Here is a 22,716-nt window from a genome sequence, read left to right on the forward strand (position 1 = left end):
CTTATGTCATGTGGGGGCGTAAATCGCCGCGGACGGCATCCAGCAGTGTGAGGAACTGAGTGTCCTGGGACGACTCAAGGGCGTCAACTCTGGCGGAGGTATGCATTCCCTTGTTGATATCCAGATAGTCGTAGATTTCCAGGGTGATTTTTCTAGCAGGTTTATCACCCACGGGTATGATGCCATCTTCAAGTGTAAAGGTTTCCAGCAGGGTAGCGCGGATGCGTGTCTGCTGTCCTTCACTCAGCATTCGGCGAACAAATAGCCAGCCTTCGCACACCAGTGACGGCTGTTCTGGCGTGGTGCGTAAAAACAAGGTTCGGTAGCAGGCACCTTCCTTGGCGGCTTTTTCTGCCATGCTGCGGTAGGCCTTAACAACCTGAGAGGCTGATACTCGGGCGTCTTCAAGGCGTTGCACGATTCCTAGATGTTCACGACTCAGCTGTTCCTGGCGTTGAAAGGTCAGCCAGCGGCGGTATTCTTCCATTAATTGCGATGACGCCATCGAGCGACTCCTGAATGAATTGAATGGCTTGTAAATAGAAAATGGCAATGTCCTCATCTTTCCATGCGGCGACACGGATGAGACAGTGCCCAGCGAATTGTGACAGTTAAGTTGACCGCCGGCTAACGGGCATAGCCCTTGTTCTGCAGTGTCTGGGCGATTTCGTCGGCTACATCATTCCAGGCCTGGCCCAGAGCTCTGACGAGTGCCGGGTAACCGTCATCAACCAAGGCAGCGCTTTGCGTAAAACTGCCTAGGTGCAGCAGTTGGTTATCGGCATTGCGCAACTGCCATTGGCCACTGGCAACAGCATAACCGTCATAGCGGCCCTGGAATTCATCAATGTCCAGGCTTAGCGTCAAGACTTCCCTGGAGGGGTTGCTGGCACGTGTTATGCGTGTAGCGGGTAAGGACAGCGCCAGTGCGCTCCTGAGGTTCCGCGCCAGCTGGCGATCCAGCGTGTCTCCCCATTGATGGTCACGGGCTTCGCGCATTTCTATATCATCCAGCTGGAGTACTATGCCATCGACGTCCAGAAAATGGGCCAGCTGAGGCACGTCTACCTGAATATCAACGACCGGTGTTGCCGGTATGCCGGCCGCAGGCACGGATGGGAGTAGGTAGCGTGCAGCAGGTGTAACGCTACTGGCACAGGCCGTAAGCAAAGGAGCCAACAGTAGCATCACCATGAACAAATCAAGTCGCCTTGCCATATCAAGTCTCTCTGTTTATTGGGGTGCCCGTGGAACAGGATCAGTGGCGTCCAGGTTGTCAAACAGCAGGGCGCGAGGGTTTTCATTCAGCGTACGCGTCAACGGTTGCAGGTCTCGCACCAGCCGATCAATTCGCTGGGTGGTAGAGATCAAGTCTTCATAGGCAGGTGATGATGGCGAGATACCTTGCAGCGTGTTACGCAGTTCTTCCAGCGTGGCATTGATATTGCTGCCCATCGCCAGTGTTTCTGGGTCATTCAGCACTTGTTCTATGGCGTTGGATACGTCACGGGTTTCACTGATCAATAGCTGCGTCTCATTCAACACCGCTTCTGATGCCTGCAGGTTGCGATCCAGTCCGGCCAGCAATGGCTCCACTTCAAGCCCGTTCAGTTTGTCGAGTAATGCCGTTATCTGTGCCTGGATCTGGGCAAACTCGCCAGCCACGCTGGGAAACACGCGGCGCTCGGAAAATGTTTCCTGAGTATAGCTACCTGCCAGATCGCGCTGGAAGTTCAAGTCAACAAAAAGGGCGCCAGTGAGGAGGTTGCCGCTTTTCAGTGAAGCGCGCAAACCCATCGAGAACATTCGTTCGAAACGTTCTCCCCACTCGTCAAGGTCGATGTTGCTTCCTTCAATGCCCAACCGTTGAGGCTCGATTCTGATCAATACCGGGATAGCAAAGCTGGTGCGTGTCTCTGGCTGCGATGCCGTAAAATTCCAGGGAACGGCGGTGACGGTCCCCACCCTGACTCCGCGGAATTCAACAGGCGCCGATTTTTTTAGACCGCGAACGGTATCATCAATCAGGAGCACATATTCCAGGTAATGGCGAAAAGTCCCTTGGCGAGCACTGTCTTCATCGGCAAAAAGATTAAACCGGGCATCAGAATCAACTTCTTGACCCATGGGCATATCTTCTGGCACACCAAAGGTCACACCGCCGCCGAGCAAGGCTTCCAGTGATTCCAGATTCAGTCGTACACCGTCAGCATCCAGCTGAAAATCGACACCGCTTGACGTCCAGAAACGGGTTCCCGTTGTTACCAGACTGGAATAAGGGTCTTCGATAAAAATGGTGTGATGCATGGTCCGCTCTTCCGGGTTGAACGCTACTTCATCAACACGACCGACCGTATACCCTTGATAGGAGACCGGGTCACCGGGTCGCAGTGAGTTGCCCAATTGGCTGACCAGCTTAAGCGACAGGCCTGAAATGCCGGCAGGCGCGACGGGGGGGACATCGCTGACACTGAATTCATCCTTAAACTCGCTTGAGTTACCAGGCTCCAGCTGGATGTAGGCACCTGACAGCACGGTACCCAGGCCGCTGATACCCTCTCTGCCTATACGCGGTTTTACAACCCAGAAACGGCTTCCTTCGTTGAGCATTTCCTGGGCTTCCTGATTGATTCGGGCAGAGATGACCGCATGTGATAAGTCCTCCGATAACTGGACACTTTCGACACGACCTACCTCAACGCTTCGGCTTCTGATCAGGGTGCTGCCTGCTTCAATACCGTCGGCGTTGTCCATGGCCAGCGTGACCAGGGTGCCGCGGCTGCTGTAGTTGTCATAGACCAGCCAGATCCCGATTGCAATGGCGATCAGGGGAATAATCCATATAGGGGAAAGCCTTGCCTGGGGAGAAGCTTTGGCATGATGTAACGCTTCTTCCTCGTGTGGTTCTTTGCGTGTTTCATTATCCATCAACAGGTTCCTGGTTGACGTAAGTGCGGTGACGCCTGCGTGGTAAAGGAGTATCCCAGATCAGGCGCGGGTCGAACATCATGGCGGCCAGCATTGTCAGAACGACGACACTACCGAAGGCCAGTGCGGCCGGGCCTGGCGTGATTGACATCAATGAACCCGCGCGAATCAATGCGACCAGTATGGCAACGACAAAGACGTCTATCATTGACCAGCGGCCAATAAACTCGGTTATACGATAAATGACGGCGCGATTGTGGGCATTCAGCTCACTACTATGGCTGGCCACCAGACACAACCAGACCAGGGCAACCAGTTTGCCAACAGGGACGATCACGCTCGCAATAAAAATCACCAGCGCAATTGGCCATGAACCCATCTGAATCAGCTCAACGACCCCTCCGATGATAGTTGAAGGAGACTCATTGCCCAGACTGGTGGTCGTCATGATGGGATAAAGGTTAGCAGGAATATACATGACCATGGCCGCTGCAAGAAGTGCCCAGGTGCGCTGCAAGCTATGCGGATAGCGAGAATGCAGACGTTCATGACAGCGCTTGCAACGAGGCTTATCGACCTTTTTATCCGGACGGTTAATCAATCCGCAGGTGGCGCATCCTATCACGCCCTGACCAGCCGCCGTTCTACCGGTCTGCGTGCCTTTGGGTGCAGGAGGCTCACCATCTTCAAGGGAATACCACATCCAATCAGCATCAACGGACTGGATGGTAAACAGTAGCAGTACGGCAAATGCACAGAATGCCCAGAAAGAAGCGCCAAGGGATATCTGGGCAATGCCGGCAATCTTTATCAGACTGACCAGTGCACCGACGATAAAAACGTCTGCCATTAGCCAGGGCGTCAGATGCGTCAAGGATCTTGCCACGTCTTTGCTGAAGGGTAAATGACGACCAATCAGCAGACTGATCTGCAGCCATATCAATCCGGAAAGATAGAGCGCCGGCAGAATGACAATGCTCATGATAACGGCAATAGCGACAATAGGCTGGTGAAACCCGATCAGGCTGGTGGCTGTCTGGGTAAGTTCAATTTCATTGCCGATACCACTGACGCTAAAGCGTACAAACGGGAATGACACGGCAAGAACAAGGGCTACAAGCGCCGAAATGGCCAGAGCCATACTGCGTTGTGCCGGGTAACGATGGCGTTTGACCAGCGTATGTTTACAACGTGGGCAACAGGCTTTTTCACCTGACTCCAGGGGGGGGAGGGCAGATACCCAATCGCACTCATGGCACGCTCTTAACCGCCTGCGTTGTGTTCTGGTTTCAGGCGGTGAGAGGTCGGCATAGGACGCCGAGGCGGCAAGCTTTCGAAAACGTGCCTTGGCCAGTTCAGGGCGCGTCATCATTGAACGTTGCTGTATTTTCATATACCGGCCTTGTCAATAAGCTGATAGTGAGCCTTGATGTCCCGATATAAGCGCAGGCGACGAATTACTTGACTATTTTAAAGGTCTACCCAAGGCTGCTGTCGTTATTGTGCATATCGGGAATGAATAAAGGAAATGTAATGTTAATGCCTGTGCTTGCCGTACTCCTCGGACTTGTCCTTCTCATCTGGAGCGCGGAAAAATTTATTGATGGTGCTGCTGCTACGTCGCGCTGGTTGGGCCTTTCACCGCTGTTGATCGGGATGTTGGTGATCGGTTTTGGAACATCAGCACCTGAAATGATGGTGTCAGTGTTGGCCGCTATCCAAGGTAGTCCGGGTCTGGCAGTCGGTAATGCGTATGGATCCAATATAGCCAACATCGGGCTGGTACTGGGTGCTGTTGCTTTGTTGGCGCCTTTGGCCGTTGATTCTGGTGTGGTACGTCGAGAAATGCCGGTATTGCTTGCGGTGACCCTCTTGACGGGGTGGATGCTGCTGGATGGATGGGTATCCCGTTGGGAAGCGGTGCTATTGCTCGCCGTTCTGGTGTTGCTGATAACCATCAGTATCATTTACTCCCGTAGCAGCCAGGATGATGCGTTTGTTGACGAAGTCTCGGCGACATTGGAAAACCAGCCCATGTCTCGCGGTAACGCACTGATGTGGACGCTGGTTGGTCTGACCCTGTTGATTATCAGTTCACGTCTGTTGGTATGGGGGGCCGTTGATATTGCCGTGGCGTTTGGGGTCAGCGAGCTGATTATTGGACTGACGGTTGTTGCAATCGGCACCTCGCTTCCTGAGCTGGCTTCTTCAATCAGCGCGTTACGTCGCAAAGAGCATGAAATGGTGCTGGGTAATGTGGTGGGATCGAACCTGTTCAATACGCTGGGCGTCGTGGGCCTCGCGGGTATTATCGTGCCGATTGAGACGGGCAGCGAGGTCCTGACCCGTGATTGGTTGGTCATGTTGGTAATGACAGTGATGATGATGCTATTTGCTTTTTCCTGGCGAGGGCGCACGCGTCTTATCAATCGTTGGGAAGGCGGCTTTCTGCTTCTGGTATTTGTTGCTTACACCTTGTATATGATTTCAGTGGTTGTCGCTAGCTGACCCTGATCGAAAAACTGCTAGCGGCGAACCACTAGCAGTCTCATAACGCGTCATTTCAGGTCGTGATATCAGGGAAGTGCCGGAATCTCGAACTCTGGCATCTCACCTGTGAGGGTGTGCAAGAAGGCAGTGATATCGTCAACAGTCTCTTGTTCGAACTCACGACCCAGCATCTCCTCGCCCATGATAGCAACAGCTTCTTCAAGCGTTTCGGTCGCGCCGTTGTTCATGTAGGGATAGGTAACCGCGACATTGCGTAAAGTGGGAGTCCTGAAGCGGTATTTGTCGCTCTCTTCACCTGTTACCAGATAGCGTCCCAAGTCCTCAGAGCCAGGCACCTGAATGGCGTGGAACTGACTGTCTGTCAGAGCAGGACCGCGGTGGCATGCGACGCAGCCATTGTCTACAAAGGCAACCATGCCATCTTTGGCCTGTTGGCTGATGGCGTTTTCATCACCACTGAGATAAAGGTCAAACGGAGAGTTTGGTGTGTTCAGCGTACGTTCGAAAGCTGCCATGGAATACGCCAGGTTCTCGCCACTGATCGGATCATCATCGTCAGGAAAGGCTTCGGCAAACTTTTCACGATAAATTTCAAATTCAGTCAGCCGTTCCAGAGCGACATCCAGGTCCATGGCCATTTCAACATCCGCTTCTATCGGGCCTAGCGCCTGTCCTTCAAGATCTGGTTCCCGCCCATCCCAGAATTGAGAACCCAAAAAAGCGCTATTGAGAACAGTAGGTGTATTGCGTTCGCCCACCTGTCCGTCATGCCCAGTTGCTCTCGGAATCCTGTCAGCCCATCCCAGAGCCGGGTTATGGCAGGTGGCACAGCTGATAACACCGCTGGATGAAATGCGCGGTTCAAAAAACAGCATGTTGCCCAGCTCAATCTTCGCCGGCGTCATTGAATTATCTGCCGGTATGGGTGGCAGATGGGGTAAGGGTTCAAAGCGGTCCTTATAGCTTTGCAGATCTTCGGCCATTACCATGCCACCAGGAATCATGGCGGCCGCCGCAATCATTACTGGTAGTGTCTTTTTCATGTGATTTCCCCCTTGCATCAATCACTCTCAGGTGAGAGCTCTATAACTGGCTAAGCCCAAGCCAGCGTTACTTATAGTAAGTCTTAGTTGTGATTGAAATTCAACCTAGCAAAACACTCAGAAAATCCAAATATTGAGCTAGGTCAGTATTTGCCTGTATTTTTATAGTAGATTCAGTAAGAGAGTGAATATTCTTTTATTAGTAATATTTTATTTATTGTTAAATCCTTCGACGGATTCTCATGACCCTAGGGCTCTTATGAAACGTTATCGCTACCCGGCCGTCGCGGCATCTGAAATTACCCCTCAACATGTTTTTGAAAATCGTCGGCGTTTTCTTCGTCAAGGCGCGACCTTCGGGGCGGCTTTGAGCCTTGCACCCGGTATGCTGCTATCTGCACGGGCTAGTGCGTGGCAGCAAACGTTTGCTGATAAGATTCAGCAAGGTGTCAATGAAAAGGACTTCGCTGCAGGCGAGTCCATCACTTCAGTAAAGGATGCAACCACGTATAACAATTTCTACGAGTTCGGTGTGCGTAAGAGTGATCCTGAAGTGTATGCCCACAAGCTGAAAACAGACCCATGGCGCGTCAGTATAGAAGGTCAGTTTGAAAATACGGCCGAAGTGAATTTTGAAGATATACTAAGCCGCTATACGCTTGAAGAGCGAATTTATCGCCTGCGTTGTGTTGAAGCATGGTCAATGGTCATCCCCTGGGTGGGCTTTCCTTTAGCTGATCTGCTCAAGCATCACGGCTTGACATCACGTGCAAAGTATATTGAGTTTGAGTCTATTCTTGACCCCGAGAACCTACGCGGACAGCGTAGTTCAATTATCGAGTGGCCCTACCGAGAGGCGTTGAGAATCGATGAAGCTATGCATCCCTTGACCATATTAGCGGTAGGTATGTACGGAGAAAGAATGCCCAATCAGAACGGTGCTCCTATGCGACTGGTAGTGCCGTGGAAGTACGGCTTCAAGAGCATCAAGTCAGTAGTGGCCATCCGCGCTCTGGAGGATAAACCCACAACGTCCTGGGTAGCTCAGAATCCAGAAGAGTACGGCTTCTACGCTAATGTGAATCCTGACGTCGACCATCCCCGTTGGTCACAAGCCCGCGAAAGGCGAATCGGAGAAGGGGGGCGGAGAGAAACCTTGATGTTTAATGGTTACGCGGATGAAGTAGCTCAGCTTTACGCCGATATGGATCTCCAAAAAGATTACTGAGGCCGTCCTCATACAAACGGGGTTACTTTTTTTGATGATGACTGCTGCATTCAGGGTTCTACTATTTCGTTGTTTTGTTCTGTGTACGGGTGTGACGCCGGGTCTAATTCTGATCTGGCTATGGCTTCAAGGCAGCCTGGGTGCCAACCCCGCAGAGGCAGTCTTGCATTTCACCGGTAGAACAGGATTGATTTTATTACTCATCACCATAGCGTTCAGCCCTGCTTTCAGGCTGACCGGTTGGCGCGGAATAATGATTGCGCGACGGCAGATGGGTTTATGGGCTTTTTTCTGGCTGCTAGCCCATATGCTGACCTGGTTCGGCTGGGATCAATACTGGGATTGGCAATGGATCTGGCATGATATCTGGGCGCTTCACTATGTTCGCTACGGTGTGATGGCGTTACTGTTGCTGGTGCCTTTGGCTTTGACGTCACCCCAATGGGTGCCGCAAAAAATGGGGTGGTCAGCGTGGCATTGGTTGCATCGTCTCATTTATGTGTCTGCAGGATTGGGGGTCTATCATGTGTGGGAGCTGACCCGTGCTGATTATACGATGCCTCTGATCTTTGCTTTGGTGCTGGCCGGGCTGGTTGTTTTTAGGTCGATTGACGCCTTGGTTCATCGTCAGTAGTCACCAAGGATATATGGATCAAAGTGTCTGTTTGGCCTTTGTTCCCAAAACGTCTGTAAAAAGGTTGACCGAGGGAAAAACATTGGTATGATACGCATCCATTGAAGGCCACGTAGCGGCATTCAAGCTCTTTAAAAATTTGATCAGGTAATTCATGTGGGCGCTTGCCGATGAGGGTGATAAATCACCAACTATCAAGGCAAGCGGTCATGGCAATGTAAATTGAAATGAATTCGTTTGACCCTTGAGCCAAGTTTGATGCGCTTCTGTTGCCCCAGGGTGACAGGTAAGCATCACAATGATTTTAAACTGAAGAGTTTGATCATGGCTCAGATTGAACGCTGGCGGCAGGCCTAACACATGCAAGTCGAGCGGTAACAGATCCAGCTTGCTGGATGCTGACGAGCGGCGGACGGGTGAGTAACGCATAGGAATTTACCCGATAGTGGGGGATAACCTGGGGAAACTCAGGCTAATACCGCATACGTCCTACGGGAGAAAGGGGGCCTTGGCTCCCGCTATCGGATGAGCCTATGCCGGATTAGCTGGTTGGTGAGGTAATGGCTCACCAAGGCGACGATCCGTAGCTGGTCTGAGAGGATGATCAGCCACATCGGGACTGAGACACGGCCCGAACTCCTACGGGAGGCAGCAGTGGGGAATATTGGACAATGGGGGCAACCCTGATCCAGCCATGCCGCGTGTGTGAAGAAGGCCCTCGGGTTGTAAAGCACTTTCAGCGAGGAAGAACGCCTGGCGGTTAATACCCGCCAGGAAAGACATCACTCGCAGAAGAAGCACCGGCTAACTCCGTGCCAGCAGCCGCGGTAATACGGAGGGTGCAAGCGTTAATCGGAATTACTGGGCGTAAAGCGCGCGTAGGTGGCTTGATAAGCCGGTTGTGAAAGCCCCGGGCTCAACCTGGGAACGGCATCCGGAACTGTCAGGCTAGAGTGCAGGAGAGGAAGGTAGAATTCCCGGTGTAGCGGTGAAATGCGTAGAGATCGGGAGGAATACCAGTGGCGAAGGCGGCCTTCTGGACTGACACTGACACTGAGGTGCGAAAGCGTGGGTAGCAAACAGGATTAGATACCCTGGTAGTCCACGCCGTAAACGATGTCGACCAGCCGTTGGGTGCCTAGCGCACTTTGTGGCGAAGTTAACGCGATAAGTCGACCGCCTGGGGAGTACGGCCGCAAGGTTAAAACTCAAATGAATTGACGGGGGCCCGCACAAGCGGTGGAGCATGTGGTTTAATTCGATGCAACGCGAAGAACCTTACCTACTCTTGACATCCTGCGAACTTGGTAGAGATACCTTGGTGCCTTCGGGAGCGCAGAGACAGGTGCTGCATGGCTGTCGTCAGCTCGTGTTGTGAAATGTTGGGTTAAGTCCCGTAACGAGCGCAACCCTTGTCCTTATTTGCCAGCACGTAATGGTGGGAACTCTAAGGAGACTGCCGGTGACAAACCGGAGGAAGGTGGGGACGACGTCAAGTCATCATGGCCCTTACGAGTAGGGCTACACACGTGCTACAATGGCCGGTACAAAGGGTTGCGAACTCGCGAGAGTCAGCGAATCCCTTAAAGCCGGTCTCAGTCCGGATCGGAGTCTGCAACTCGACTCCGTGAAGTCGGAATCGCTAGTAATCGTGCATCAGAATGGCACGGTGAATACGTTCCCGGGCCTTGTACACACCGCCCGTCACACCATGGGAGTGGACTGCACCAGAAGTGGTTAGCCTAACGCAAGAGGGCGATCACCACGGTGTGGTTCATGACTGGGGTGAAGTCGTAACAAGGTAGCCGTAGGGGAACCTGCGGCTGGATCACCTCCTTAAACGATGCATCATCCTCGCGGTAAGCGCTCACAATGAATTACCTGATCAGATAATAGAGCAAACGGTAGAAGCTTGACCCCCTCTTGGGTCTGTAGCTCAGTTGGTTAGAGCGCACCCCTGATAAGGGTGAGGTCGGCAGTTCAAGTCTGCCCAGACCCACCAAATTCCTGCGATACTGCGTTAAAATGCTCCTCGTATAGCAGGCTATACGTCGTCGCATTTTGCCTTGTCTCACAGAAATTTATGGCAAGAGGAGGGCTTAGCAAAAGCTTAGCAAAAACATTGGGGCCATAGCTCAGCTGGGAGAGCGCCTGCCTTGCACGCAGGAGGTCAGCGGTTCGATCCCGCTTGGCTCCACCATTACGTCCGATGCTGGGCTGACCATGTTGGGTCAGCGGTTCGAGCGAAACGTCGCACCGCCCGCTTGGCTCCACCATTACGTCCGATGCTGGATTGACCATGTTGGGTCAGCGGTTCGAGCGAAACGTCGCACCGCCCGCTTGGTTCCACCATTACCTGCCATGCTAGCAACCGTTTGTTGTTGTTTTGTGACCATTGATAAGTCAGTTCGCCCGCGGGCGTTGCCTTATCACTGTTCATCGAACAGTCGCTCTTTAACAAGATATAGCAATGCTGATAATCCTTCTGAAGGTCAGCGATTCACAACGCACCGCGTGGTGAGTCCCTGCCCGACGAAGGTGTACGTAATAGTGTTATGTGATACGTCTCAAGCGTATCCGGCACTCGTTATCATTGTGCGACCAGACTCCTTCGGGTTATAGGGTCAAGCAATGAAGCGCACACGGTGGATGCCTAGGCAGCCAGAGGCGATGAAAGACGTGGAAGCCTGCGATAAGGCTCGGCGAGGTGGCAAACAACCTGTGACCCGGGCATTTCTGAATGGGGAAACCCACTCACCAACAGGTGAGTATCTTGCGCTGAACACATAGGCGCAAGAGGCGAACCAGGGGAACTGAAACATCTAAGTACCCTGAGGAAAAGAAATCAACCGAGATTCCCCCAGTAGCGGCGAGCGAACGGGGAGCAGCCCTTAAGCATGTGACTGATTAGACGAAGGCGCTGGGAAGCGCGGCCATAGCGGGTGATAGCCCCATAGTCGAAAATCTGATCATGTGAAATCGAGTAGGTCGGGGCACGAGAAACCTTGACTGAAGACGGGGGGACCATCCTCCAAGGCTAAATACTCCTGGCTGACCGATAGTGAACCAGTACCGTGAGGGAAAGGCGAAAAGAACCCCGGAGAGGGGAGTGAAATAGACCCTGAAACCGTGTGCGTACAAGCAGTCGGAGCGGACATGTTCCGTGACGGCGTACCTTTTGTATAATGGGTCAGCGACTTATATTCCGTGGCAAGGTTAACCGATTAGGGGAGCCGTAGCGAAAGCGAGTCTTAACTGGGCGAAGCAGTCGCGGGATATAGACCCGAAACCGAGCGATCTATCCATGAGCAGGGTGAAGATTGAGTAACATCAATTGGAGGCCCGAACCAGGATCTGTTGAAAAAGATTTGGATGACTTGTGGATCGGAGTGAAAGGCTAATCAAGCTCGGAGATAGCTGGTTCTCCTCGAAAGCTATTTAGGTAGCGCCTCAGGCAGCACCACCGGGGGTAGAGCACTGTTTCGGCTAGGGGGTCATCCCGACTTACCAACCCGAGGCAAACTCCGAATACCGGTGAGTGACGCGTGGGAGACACACAGCGGGTGCTAACGTCCGTTGTGAAAAGGGAAACAACCCAGACCGTCAGCTAAGGTCCCGAAATCCTGATTAAGTGGGAAACGATGTGGGAAGGCTCAGACAGCTAGGAGGTTGGCTTAGAAGCAGCCATCCTTTAAAGAAAGCGTAATAGCTCACTAGTCGAGTCGGCCTGCGCGGAAGATGTAACGGGGCTAAATCAGGTACCGAAGCTACGGGTTCACACTTAGGTGTGAGCGGTAGAGGAGCGTCGTGTACGCCAATGAAGGTGAGTTGAGAAGCTTGCTGGAGGTATCACGAGTGCGAATGCTGACATGAGTAACGATAAAGGGTGTGAAAAACACCCTCGCCGGAAGACCAAGGGTTTCTGTTCGACGCTAATCGGAGCAGAGTGAGTCGGCCCCTAAGGCGAGGCCGAAAGGCGTAGTCGATGGGAAACGGGTCAATATTCCCGTACCGGACATGATTGCGATGGGGGGACGGAGAAGGCTAGGTGAGCCAGGCGTTGGTTGTCCTGGTGAAAGCATGTAGGCCGAGCGCTCAGGTAAATCCGGGTGCTCAACGCCGAGATGCGAAACGAACTGACCACGGTCAGGAAGTCATCGATGCCACGCTTCCAGGAAAAGCCTCTAAGCTTCAGATCATGTGCGACCGTACCCCAAACCGACACAGGTGGTCAGGGTGAGAATCCCCAGGCGCTTGAGAGAACTCGGGTGAAGGAACTAGGCAAAATGGTGCCGTAACTTCGGGAGAAGGCACGCCGGCCTAGGGTGACAGGACTTGCTCCTCGAGCCCGAACCGGTCGAAGATACCAGGTGGCTGCAACTGTTTAGTAAAAACACAGCACTCTGCCAAGTCGCAAGACGACGTATAGGGTGTGACGCCTGCCCGGTGCCGGAAGGTTAAGTGATGGTGTTATCCTCGGAGAAGCTCCTGATCGAAGCCCCGGTAAACGGCGGCCGTAACTATAACGGTCCTAAGGTAGCGAAATTCCTTGTCGGGTAAGTTCCGACCTGCACGAATGGCGTAATGATGGCCACGCTGTCTCCACCCGAGACTCAGTGAAATTGAAATCGCCGTGAAGATGCGGTGTACCCGCGGCTAGACGGAAAGACCCCGTGAACCTTTACTATAGCTTCACACTGGACGCTGATGTTGCCTGTGTAGGATAGCTGGGAGGCTTGGAACCCCGGACGCCAGTTCGGGGGGAGCCAACCTTGAAATACCAGCCTGGCATCATGGGCGTTCTCACTCAGGTCCGTTATCCGGATCGAGGACAGTGTGTGGTGGGTAGTTTGACTGGGGCGGTCTCCTCCCAAAGCGTAACGGAGGAGCACGAAGGTACCCTCAGCACGGTCGGACATCGTGCAATGAGTGCAAGAGCATAAGGGTGCTTGACTGCGAGACAGACACGTCGAGCAGGTGCGAAAGCAGGTTCTAGTGATCCGGTGGTTCTGTATGGAAGGGCCATCGCTCAACGGATAAAAGGTACTCCGGGGATAACAGGCTGATACCGCCCAAGAGTTCACATCGACGGCGGTGTTTGGCACCTCGATGTCGGCTCATCACATCCTGGGGCTGAAGTCGGTCCCAAGGGTATGGCTGTTCGCCATTTAAAGTGGTACGCGAGCTGGGTTTAGAACGTCGTGAGACAGTTCGGTCCCTATCTGCCGTGGGCGTAGGATGTTTGAGAAGGGCTGCTCCTAGTACGAGAGGACCGGAGTGGACGCACCTCTGGTGTTCCGGTTGTCACGCCAGTGGCATTGCCGGGTAGCTAAGTGCGGACGGGATAACCGCTGAAAGCATCTAAGCGGGAAGCCCCCTTCAAGATGAGACATCCCTGAGGCCTAGAGCCTCCTGAAGGGCCCAGCGAGACCAGCTGGTTGATAGGCACGGTGTGGAAGCGCTGCAAGGCGTTGAGCTAACGTGTACTAATGGCCCGTGAGGCTTGACCCTATAACACCCAAGGGGTCTGGTCGCAGTGATAACGACGCGCGAAAGCGCAGAGCTTGCAACAGCAGAACTTGCAACAGCAAGAAAGCGAAACGCAAGAAAGCCGGATACGAAGAGACGATCACAGACATTACGCAGTGGCCCAGAACGCCGCTGAATCAGCCTGCTATATCACCTGTTACGCCTGACGACCATAGCGAGTGGGAACCACCTGATCCCTTGCCGAACTCAGCAGTGAAACCGCTTAGCGCCGATGGTAGTGTGGGGCCTCCCCATGCGAGAGTAGGTCATCGTCAGGCACTTATCAAGAAACGCCCCGTGCACACTGTGCACGGGGCGTTTTGCTGTGTACTCTTCAAAAAACCTTGCCCTTCGGCAGGCGACGTTGCTTTGCTGCTCACGATTCACGATTCACGATTCACGATTCACGATTCACGATTCACGATTCACGATTCACGATTCACGATTCACGATTCACGATTCACGATTCACGATTCACGATTCGCTAAAACAGTCCATTTTCCAGGCCTGCCGCCATGTAGGTACCCAGTTCTTCAACCTGACCACAAAACGTATGGTCCCATTGGCCACGAAGAATCAGTGGTGGCTGCACCCAACGCCAGCGCAGCCCGGTTACGATGGACTCGATGCCTCGCTGAGTCCCTGTGCCGTCGAGTCCTGCACGCACGTACAGCGCACAAGGTAATCCTTGCTTTTGTTCAAGCACCTCGTAATAACATCGATCAAAGAGATCCTTGGTCAATCCAGCCATGTAACCCAGGTTTTCGGTCGTGCCAATGATAATACCATCGGCATTCAGGATATCGTTCGGCACTTTCTCGAGAGGAGGTTGACATACACAGTCAATACCCTCGATATCATGGTGCCGGGCGCCGGCTTCCAAAGCGTCTGACAAGCGCTGAGTATTGGGTGAAGGAGCATGTACAACCGCCAGCAATGTTTTCACGATAATGGCTCCGTAGGTTGGGTCGGGTATAACCGTTGACATTGCCACTGGTTTCTACAAACCTAAAAACAAGGCAACGACTCTGGTATGTTTTATTTTTCATACAGGTCGTCGTTGCAGTTACCTTTATAGACTGTCAACCCTCAAAAATCAGTCCGCTCAGGAGGACTGATCTTGCCCAGTAATAGTAGACACCTCAAGAATGTTATACGCTACGATGAGGTGAACTATGGCAAGATCGACGACATCAATGAAGAAAAAATCTTATACCCGTTATTCAGATGCCTATCGGCAAGAAGCGTTAGCGCTTGCTGATCGCATAGGCGTCGCTGCAGCGGCTCGTGAACTGGGCATACATGCGAGTCAGCTTTATCAGTGGCGTTCTAAAGTTCAGCAACAACAAGATACGTCGGAGCGAGAGCGGTCACTGGCAGAAGAAAACGCTCGCCTGAAGCGACAGTTAGCCGAAGCCAATGAGGAGCTGGCCATCACAAAAAAGGCCGCGGTGTACTTTGCGAAGAGCCTGAAGTGAAGTACGCCTTTATCCATCGTCATCGTCAGGCTTTCAGCGTTCAACGTATGTGCCATGTTGTTGGGATCGCTCGAAGCGGCTACTACGCTTGGCGGCAGCGCGAGGGGGCCTCTTCTCCAAAACGCAGCCAGCAAGCCATTATCGATCAGCGCGTGGCCAAGGCTTATCACCAACGTAAGGGACGCTCAGGCGCGCCGAGATTAACGCTAGACCTGCGAGATGATGGAATGCCAATCAATCGTAAGACGGTGGCTGCCAGCTTACAGCGCCAAGGCTTACGGGCTAAAGCAGCCCGCAAGTTCAAGGCCACCACGAACTCTCGGCATTCGCTGCCAGTGGCGCCAAATCTACTAGAGCAAAACTTCATGGCATCAGCTCCCAATCAAAAGTGGGTGGGTGACATCACATATTTAGCGACGGGCGAGGGCTGGCTTTACCTGGCCGTGCTCATTGATCTTTACTCTCGTAAAGTGGTTGGTTGGGCAATGAGCGAACGTATGACGGCCGACCTCGTTTGTGATGCCCTGCAGATGGCGTTATGGAAACGCAAAATGCCCAAAGGCGTGATTGTCCACTCTGATCGAGGCAGTCAGTACTGTTCCATGCTTTATCAATCACTGCTGATGCGGCATGAGCTCAAGTGCAGCATGAGCGCTAAAGGCAACTGTTATGATAATGCTTGTGCAGAAAGCTTCTTCCACAGTCTTAAGGTGGAAGCAATTCACGGAGAGCAGTTTAAAACACGAGACGTGATGAGAAGACAGGTGTTTGAATACATCGAACTGGACTACAACAAGCAACGGCGGCACAGTGCTATTGGGATGATCAGCCCAGAGGCATTTGAAGCCCGAATGATCGCTTAAACCAGTGTCCACTTTTGCTGGGTAAGATCAGACAGTATGGCATTTGCACTTTCGGATTTGCAGCTCAGCAGTGCTGCATTTAGCTATCATGGAGATATTCCTCCGAAACATTCAGGAGAGGCTGATGATGTGTCTCCCCAACTTGAATGGCAAGGTGTACCTGAAGGCACACAAAGTTTTGCAGTAATATGCCATGATCCTGATGCGCCCCTTGTTCAGCACGGCCAATATGGATTTGTGCATTGGGTGCTCTATAACCTGCCAGCAAGCGTGACGTCATTGGAAGAAAATACCCGGCAGGGAACCAGGGGAAAAAATGACTTTGGTAACTTGGGGTATGGTGGCCCCATGCCACCGGAAAAGCATGGTAAGCACCACTATTATTTCTGGGTACTGGCCCTGGATTGTCAGACTTCATTGCCGGAAGGTTTGGCATTGCCAGAATTACTCGAAGCCATTGAGCCTAACCTGTTGGGAATGAATCGATTGATTGGTACCTATCAACGCGGCTGATCAACGCGACTGAGAACTACTTAAAGGCCTGATAAAGGATACTCATCTGCCTTGTCAGCAATGTAGATATAAAACGGCGTAAAGCATTTGATATATAAAAACTATTGATTGTCAGTGTCATTCCCTGACTGACTGCCCGCTGCATCTATGTATGTTAGCGGGTTTTTGTTATTTAAAGCGCTTAATCAAGGATATTAAGAACAATATTCCACTAGAAAGAAGATTTAAGAAATGGGATTAAATGATAATGATTACAATTTGCGTAAGTTAATGCGTCACAATACTGTACAAACCATAGCGTAATTGTTGAGTAATTTAGTCAGGGGCTTCACAAATTATTTATACAGGACTAAAATGGTACCCAATTAAACCGCCAGGCAGTCTGCAAATACCAATCGGGCAATGTGCCTGGTGATGGCAGATAGCAAGGAGACAAGATGCTCAAGCTTTCACGGCTAACTGACTATGCAGCGGTAGTGATGGCGCAGATCGCCAGGCAACCCAGCAAACCGCATGCAGCAGCAGAGCTTGCAGAGGCAGTGCAGTTGCCGCATCCAACGGTCAGCAAGACATTAAAGATGTTGGTCAAAGGCGGTTTGCTTGTCTCACAGCGCGGCGCCCAGGGTGGCTATCAGCTGGCCCGTTCAGCCTCTTCAATAACTGCTGCAGATATCATTACGGCAATGGAAGGTCCGGTTGCAGTCACAACTTGCAGTGAGGCAGAAGGTGAATGTGAACTGGCGAGCACCTGCGGCGTAGCTGATAACTGGCAACGCGTTTCCATGGCAATCCGTACCTTGTTGGAAAGCGTAACCTTGGCACATCTGGCCGCCACCACCCCGATCAAACTGCCTGTGCAACTGCCAATTCAAAGTATCAGCGTTGAAGCGGTTTCAGCTTGACGTAAGATGTATCCCAAATGATGACGGCGAGCTGATCTCGCCATCCAACTGCCCCGGAGGGTAACACCATGGCAACTGAAGAAATGGAACAGTTGGTAACTCGCGAATACAAAGAAGGCTTTGTAACCGACATTGAAAGCGACACGCTACCACCTGGTCTGAATGAAGACACCATTGCCTTTATTTCGAAGAAGAAGGGTGAGCCTGAGTGGATGCTTGAGTGGCGTCTTGACGCCTACCGGCAATGGCTCAAGATGAAAGAGCCTTCCTGGGCGCACCTGAATTATCCGCCGATTGACTACCAGGCTATCTCCTACTTCAGCGCCCCCAAGCGCCCTGAAGACATGTTGCAGAGCATGGATGAAGTCGATCCTAAACTCCTGGAAACCTACGAGAAGCTCGGCATTCCGCTGCACGAGCGTGCCGCTCTTGCCGGAGTCGCGGTAGACGCCGTGTTTGACTCCGTGTCAGTGACCACCACCTTCAAGGAAACGCTGCTTGAAGCGGGTGTTATCTTCTGTTCAATTTCAGAGGCGATTCACGACTACCCGGAACTCATCAAGCAATATCTGGGCACTGTCATTCCCAAGAATGACAACTATTTTGCGGCACTTAACTCAGCTGTCTTTACCGATGGCTCTTTTGTGTTCGTGCCCAAGGGCGTCAAGTGCCCGATGGAGCTCTCAACCTATTTCCGCATCAATGAAGCCAACACCGGCCAGTTCGAGCGGACCCTGATTATCTGCGAAGACCAGGCAGAGGTCTCCTATCTCGAGGGTTGCACCGCTCCGATGCGTGATGAGAACCAGCTGCACGCCGCAGTGGTTGAACTGGTGGCCCTTGATGACGCCTATATCAAGTATTCCACCGTGCAGAACTGGTATCCCGGCGACGAAAACGGTGTGGGTGGTATCTACAACTTTGTCACCAAGCGCGGTGATTGCCGAGGTGACCGGTCTCGCATCAGCTGGACCCAGGTAGAGACCGGCTCAGCGATTACCTGGAAGTACCCTTCCTGCATGCTGCGTGGTAAGGACAGCGTAGGTGAGTTTTACTCCGTGGCTGTCACCAATGGTCGCCAGCAGGCAGATACCGGTACCAAGATGGTCCATATCGGTGAAGGTTCACGCTCCTACATTGTGGCCAAGGGCATTTCTGCCGGTCGCAGTGATCAGTCCTATCGTGGTCTGGTGAAAATTGGTCCGAGAGCCAAAGGGGCGCGCAACTTTACCCAGTGTGATTCACTGTTGATTGGTGATACCTGTGGCGCACACACCTTCCCGTATCAGGAAATCAACAACAGCACAGCGACAATCGAGCATGAGGCAACCACGTCCAAGATTGGTGAAGATCAGCTCTTTTATTGCCAGAGCCGTGGTATTTCCGAAGAGGACGCGGTCAGTATGATTGTCAATGGCTTCTGTAAGGATGTCTTCCAGGAACTGCCAATGGAGTTCGCAGTAGAAGCCGAAGCGCTGCTGGGCGTAACGCTTGAGGGCGCAGTTGGTTAATTCGGCTGCAGCCGTATTTTTAAGGTTACTTTATTAAGCGCGACGATCTGTGAGCGCCATCACCATTTATCTGAAAAGGTTTTACCATGCTTGAAGTCAATGATTTGCACGTCACCGTAGAAGGCAATGAAATCCTCAAAGGCTTGACCCTTACGATCAAAAAAGGCGAAGTCCACGCCATCATGGGCCCCAATGGTGCCGGCAAGTCTACCTTGTCTGCCGTTATTGCTGGCAAAGATGGCTACGAAGTAACCCAGGGGACGATTACCTTTGAAGGCAATGACGTGCTGGAAATGGATATTGAAGAGCGGGCCCAGGCTGGACTGCTGCTGGGCTTTCAGTACCCGGTTGAAATTCCGGGAGTCAAGAATATCTACCTGCTGAAGTCAGCGCTCAATGCACAACGTGCAGCGCGTGGTGAAGAGGAAATGCCCGCGCCAGATTTCCTGAAGCTGGTCAGGGAAAAGCTGGGATACATGAAAATGGACCCGAGTTTTCTCCAGCGCGCCGTCAATGAGGGCTTTTCAGGCGGTGAGAAGAAACGCAATGAAATTCTCCAGATGCTGGTTCTGCAGCCCAAGCTTGCGATGTTGGACGAGATTGATTCCGGCCTGGATATCGATGCCATGAAGGTAGTGGCAGATGGTGTTAACAGCCTGCGTGCTGAAGAGCGCGCCATCCTGATTGTGACGCACTACCAGCGCCTGCTCGATTACATCACACCTGACAAGGTGCACGTGCTGGTCGACGGACGGATTGTCAAAACAGGCGATGCCGAACTTGCCAAAGAGCTGGAAGCAAATGGCTATGAAGGTATCGAGGAGGGGTCTGCAGCATGAGCGATACGCACACTTTCCTGGAAACATTGCACCAGCATCGCCAATCCATGGGGCCTGAACCCACCTGGATAGCGGCGCGTCGTCAAGCGGGCGCCGCCCGCTTTGAAGCCATGGGGTTTCCCACTCGTCGTGATGAAGAGTGGAAATACACAGACGTGCGCGGTATTGCTCAAGGTAATTTTGCGCTGGCTGAAAGCGCGGAATTTTCCCAGGCAACCGCTGCTACCCTGACGCTTCCGCTGGAAGCTTATCGGTTAACCTTTGTGGATGGCGTCTTTTCTGCGTCCTTGTCAGATCTGGAACATTTGCCAGAAGGCTTGCAGGTTCTGCCGCTTTCCAAGGCGTTGGAAACCAACCACGAAGCAGTCGGTGGCCCACTGGGTCGTCTGACAGGTGTGGATTTTTCCGCCTTTGCTGCACTGAATACGGCCTTTATGGAAGAAGGTGCGGTGATTCGTATTGCCGCTGGCTGCGTGGTTGAAAAGCCGATCATTGTTCAGTTTCTGTCTCGCGCCAATGACCAGCCGACCATGTGCCACCCACGTGTGCTGGTAGAGGCGGCAGGCCGTAGTGAGGCGACCCTGATCGAGCATTATATCGGTGAAAAGGACGCGCAAAACTTCACCAACGTCGTCGGTGAATTCATGCTCGACCGTGGTGCCATCCTTCAGCATTACAAACTGCAGGAAGCACCCCTGGGCGACTACCACGTTGCCAGTATGCACGTCGAGCAGAATCGTGATAGCCGTTATACCTCTTACAGCCTGAACCTGGGCGGAGCGCTGGTACGTAATGATCTGATCAGTGATCTTAATGGCCAGGGAGCAGAAACCAATTTCCTCGGTCTGTTCTTTGGTCAGAATCGCCAACACGTTGATAACCATACCAAGGTCAACCATAATGCGCCGCTGACATTCTCCAATGAGAACTACAAGGGTATTCTGGACGACCGTGCGCATGGTGTATTCAATGGCAAGGTGTTTGTGAAGCGGGACAGCCAGAAGATTGAAGGCTATCAGAGCAACCAGAACCTGTTGCTATCAGATCGTGCCCGCATTGACGCCAAGCCGGAGCTGGAAATCTATGCCGACGATGTCAAGTGCTCCCATGGTACGACCACAGGCCAACTCGATGAAGAGGCCGTGTTTGCCCTGCGAACCCGAGGAATTGATGAAGCAACGGCGCGTGCCCTGCTGACCTTGGCATTTGCTGGCGAAGTGCTGGAAGAGGTCAAGCTTGATGTAGTATCAGAGCGGGTCGAGTTGGCGGTTGCTGGCAAGCTGCCGGAACGCTTCAATCTGACCGGGCTAGTAGAGGCCGCCTCTGCGTTGAACGAGCTGGATTAAGGCGTCAGGGTCAAGTGCTCGGGTTAGCCTTTATGACCGGCGATAGTTCCAGCCTGCTGTTCTATCGCCGCGTCGATACCTGTTTTTTCATTGGTGCCTAAGGAGTTTGTAATGTCTCATACCGCTGTTGTCACGCCACAATCGGCACATCAGGCACCTTATAATGTTGCCAAATTACGTGAAGATTTCCCGATCCTGAAGCGTGAGGTACATGGCAAACCGCTGGTCTATCTTGATAATGCCGCGACCAGCCAGACACCGATTGAAGTGATTAACGTCTTTGCTGACTACTATGGACGTTATAACGCCAATATTCATCGTGGCCTGCATACGCTTGCTGACGAAGCAACCGAAGCTTTTGAAGGCGCTCGTGAAAAGGTCAGGGCCTTTATCAATGCGCCGTCATCTCGTGAAGTGATCTTTACCCGAGGAGCGACAGAAGCCTTCAATCTGGTGGCCAACAGCTGGGGAAGAACCCATTTGTCGGCGGGGGATGAAGTACTTATCTCCATGCTTGAGCACCATGCCAATATTGTGCCATGGCAATTGCTGGCCCAGCAGTTGGGTTTTACCATCAAGGTGATTCCCGTGCATGCGGATGGCGCATTGGACATGAACGCCTACCGTGCGCTTCTTACTGAGCGTACCAGGTTAGTGTGCGTCAACCACGTCTCCAATGCGTTCGGTACCATCAACCCGGTAAAGGAGATGGCAAGTCTGGCGCATCAAGCGGGTTCATTGATTATTGTCGACGGCGCTCAGGCAGCCCCTCACCAGCGTGTGGATGTGCAGGATATCGACGCTGACTTCTATGTCTTTTCAGGGCACAAGGTTTATGGCCCGACGGGTGTTGGCGTTCTGTATGGCAAGCAGTCACTGCTTGAGGCAATGCCTCCGTGGCAGGGCGGCGGTGAGATGATTGATACGGTCTCATTTGAGCATGGCACCACTTTTGCGGCACTGCCCCACAAGTTTGAGGCAGGCACGCCGGCTATTGCCGAAGTCATTGCTCTGGGTAAGGCACTTGACTGGACAGAAAACGTCGGATTGGATGCGATTGGCAAATGGGAACAGCAATTGCTGACCTATTCCACGCAACAGCTTCAAACGATTGATGGCCTGCGTATCCTGGGAACCGCAGAGCACAAGGCAGCGGTGGTGTCCTTTGTGGTTGAGGGGGCCCATGCCCAGGATATTGGCCTGCTGATTGACCAGCTGGGTGTGGCGGTTCGCACGGGTCATCACTGCGCGCAACCGCTTCTGCATCATTTCGGTGTTGAAGCGACATGCCGAGCCTCGTTTGCGGCGTATAATACGCGGGATGAGATTGATATTTTTGTTACGTCGCTCAGGCGTGTTATTGATATGGTGCGCTAGATACCATCAAGGAG

Annotated in this window: 16 protein-coding genes, 2 tRNA genes and 3 rRNA genes; 15 read left to right on the top strand and 6 right to left on the bottom strand. The window is 52.6% G+C overall.

Annotated features, from left to right (window positions below; all coding sequences use genetic code 11):
• Position 1: 1 nt before the first annotated feature.
• The 4 genes from LL947_RS06040 to LL947_RS06055 form a co-directional block, all read right to left on the bottom strand.
• Entirely contained in the window at positions 2-505 is a 504-nt protein-coding gene (locus LL947_RS06040; protein WP_290823141.1) for a hypothetical protein, read from the bottom strand.
• Positions 506-627: 122 nt separating this feature from the next.
• A complete protein-coding gene (locus LL947_RS06045; RefSeq protein ID WP_499834235.1) occupies positions 628-1,218 on the bottom strand; it encodes a PqiC family protein in 591 nt (196 codons plus the stop codon).
• 15 nt (positions 1,219-1,233) lie between these two features.
• Complete coding sequence (gene pqiB / locus LL947_RS06050) at positions 1,234-2,928, bottom strand: intermembrane transport protein PqiB (RefSeq protein WP_499834236.1); 1,695 nt, start codon at positions 2,926-2,928, stop codon at positions 1,234-1,236.
• The gene (locus LL947_RS06055) at positions 2,921-4,300 is read right to left on the bottom strand and encodes a PqiA/YebS family transporter subunit (protein WP_290823138.1); all 1,380 of its coding nucleotides are present in this window, start codon (positions 4,298-4,300) and stop codon (positions 2,921-2,923) included. Before LL947_RS06055 ends, pqiB begins: the two co-directional genes overlap by 8 nt.
• A gap of 161 nt (positions 4,301-4,461) precedes the next feature.
• On the opposite strand from LL947_RS06055, the gene LL947_RS06060 reads away from it, so the two are divergent.
• Entirely contained in the window at positions 4,462-5,436 is a 975-nt protein-coding gene (locus LL947_RS06060) for a calcium/sodium antiporter (RefSeq protein WP_290823137.1), read from the top strand.
• Between the two features lie 68 nt (positions 5,437-5,504).
• On the opposite strand, the gene LL947_RS06065 is transcribed toward LL947_RS06060, so the two are convergent.
• Positions 5,505-6,482, bottom strand: coding sequence for a cytochrome-c peroxidase (locus LL947_RS06065; protein ID WP_404417436.1), 978 nt, complete (start codon positions 6,480-6,482; stop codon positions 5,505-5,507).
• Between the two features lie 259 nt (positions 6,483-6,741).
• Here LL947_RS06065 and msrP point away from each other — a divergent pair, with 259 nt between their 5' ends.
• The 7 genes from msrP (at position 6,742) to rrf (ending at position 14,151) form a co-directional block, all read left to right on the top strand.
• Positions 6,742-7,710 (top strand): protein-methionine-sulfoxide reductase catalytic subunit MsrP, encoded by a 969-nt coding sequence (msrP, locus tag LL947_RS06070; RefSeq protein ID WP_290823135.1) that lies wholly within the window; start codon positions 6,742-6,744, stop codon positions 7,708-7,710.
• A 34-nt stretch (positions 7,711-7,744) separates the two neighbouring features.
• Positions 7,745-8,344, top strand: coding sequence for a protein-methionine-sulfoxide reductase heme-binding subunit MsrQ (locus tag LL947_RS06075; protein WP_404417440.1), 600 nt, complete (start codon positions 7,745-7,747; stop codon positions 8,342-8,344).
• 306 nt (positions 8,345-8,650) lie between these two features.
• Positions 8,651-10,183, top strand: a 16S ribosomal RNA gene (locus tag LL947_RS06080).
• An 86-nt stretch (positions 10,184-10,269) separates the two neighbouring features.
• Positions 10,270-10,346: transfer RNA gene (locus LL947_RS06085), tRNA-Ile, on the top strand.
• 122 nt (positions 10,347-10,468) lie between these two features.
• Positions 10,469-10,544: transfer RNA gene (locus LL947_RS06090), tRNA-Ala, on the top strand.
• A gap of 422 nt (positions 10,545-10,966) precedes the next feature.
• Positions 10,967-13,855: ribosomal RNA gene (locus LL947_RS06095) — 23S ribosomal RNA — on the top strand.
• 180 nt (positions 13,856-14,035) lie between these two features.
• A 5S ribosomal RNA gene (gene rrf / locus LL947_RS06100) occupies positions 14,036-14,151 on the top strand.
• The 16S, 23S and 5S rRNA genes sit together here with 2 tRNA genes alongside, the layout of an rRNA operon.
• 206 nt (positions 14,152-14,357) lie before the next feature.
• Here rrf and LL947_RS06105 read toward each other — a convergent pair.
• Positions 14,358-14,819, bottom strand: a complete 462-nt coding sequence (locus LL947_RS06105; RefSeq protein ID WP_499834237.1) for a flavodoxin family protein — start codon at positions 14,817-14,819, stop codon at positions 14,358-14,360.
• Positions 14,820-15,048: 229 nt separating this feature from the next.
• On the opposite strand from LL947_RS06105, the gene LL947_RS06110 reads away from it, so the two are divergent.
• The 7 genes from LL947_RS06110 to LL947_RS06140 all read left to right on the top strand — a co-directional run bounded on the left by LL947_RS06110 (position 15,049) and on the right by LL947_RS06140 (position 22,702).
• A protein-coding gene (locus LL947_RS06110; RefSeq protein WP_499832987.1) for an IS3 family transposase occupies positions 15,049-16,214 on the top strand; the annotation gives its coding sequence in 2 pieces (ribosomal slippage) (positions 15,049-15,310 and positions 15,310-16,214; 1,167 coding nt in all).
• A 36-nt stretch (positions 16,215-16,250) separates the two neighbouring features.
• Positions 16,251-16,727: a YbhB/YbcL family Raf kinase inhibitor-like protein gene (locus LL947_RS06115; protein ID WP_404417445.1), complete on the top strand. Its 477-nt coding sequence runs from the start codon at positions 16,251-16,253 to the stop codon at positions 16,725-16,727.
• Between the two features lie 437 nt (positions 16,728-17,164).
• Positions 17,165-17,629 (top strand): SUF system Fe-S cluster assembly regulator, encoded by a 465-nt coding sequence (locus tag LL947_RS06120; RefSeq protein ID WP_290821163.1) that lies wholly within the window; start codon positions 17,165-17,167, stop codon positions 17,627-17,629.
• Between the two features lie 68 nt (positions 17,630-17,697).
• On the top strand, positions 17,698-19,140 hold the full coding sequence (gene sufB, locus LL947_RS06125; RefSeq protein ID WP_290821164.1) for a Fe-S cluster assembly protein SufB: 1,443 nt from the start codon (positions 17,698-17,700) through the stop codon (positions 19,138-19,140).
• Positions 19,141-19,226: 86 nt separating this feature from the next.
• A complete protein-coding gene (gene sufC / locus LL947_RS06130; protein ID WP_290821165.1) occupies positions 19,227-19,979 on the top strand; it encodes a Fe-S cluster assembly ATPase SufC in 753 nt (250 codons plus the stop codon).
• Positions 19,976-21,325 (top strand): Fe-S cluster assembly protein SufD, encoded by a 1,350-nt coding sequence (sufD, locus tag LL947_RS06135; RefSeq protein WP_499834238.1) that lies wholly within the window; start codon positions 19,976-19,978, stop codon positions 21,323-21,325. Before sufC ends, sufD begins: the two co-directional genes overlap by 4 nt.
• Before the next feature lie 111 nt (positions 21,326-21,436).
• Positions 21,437-22,702: a cysteine desulfurase gene (locus tag LL947_RS06140; RefSeq protein WP_499834239.1), complete on the top strand. Its 1,266-nt coding sequence runs from the start codon at positions 21,437-21,439 to the stop codon at positions 22,700-22,702.
• The last annotated feature ends 14 nt before the right edge of the window (positions 22,703-22,716 follow it).

This window comes from Halomonas sp. BLK-85 (assembly GCF_044792155.1).
Lineage (GTDB): Bacteria > Pseudomonadota > Gammaproteobacteria > Pseudomonadales > Halomonadaceae > Vreelandella.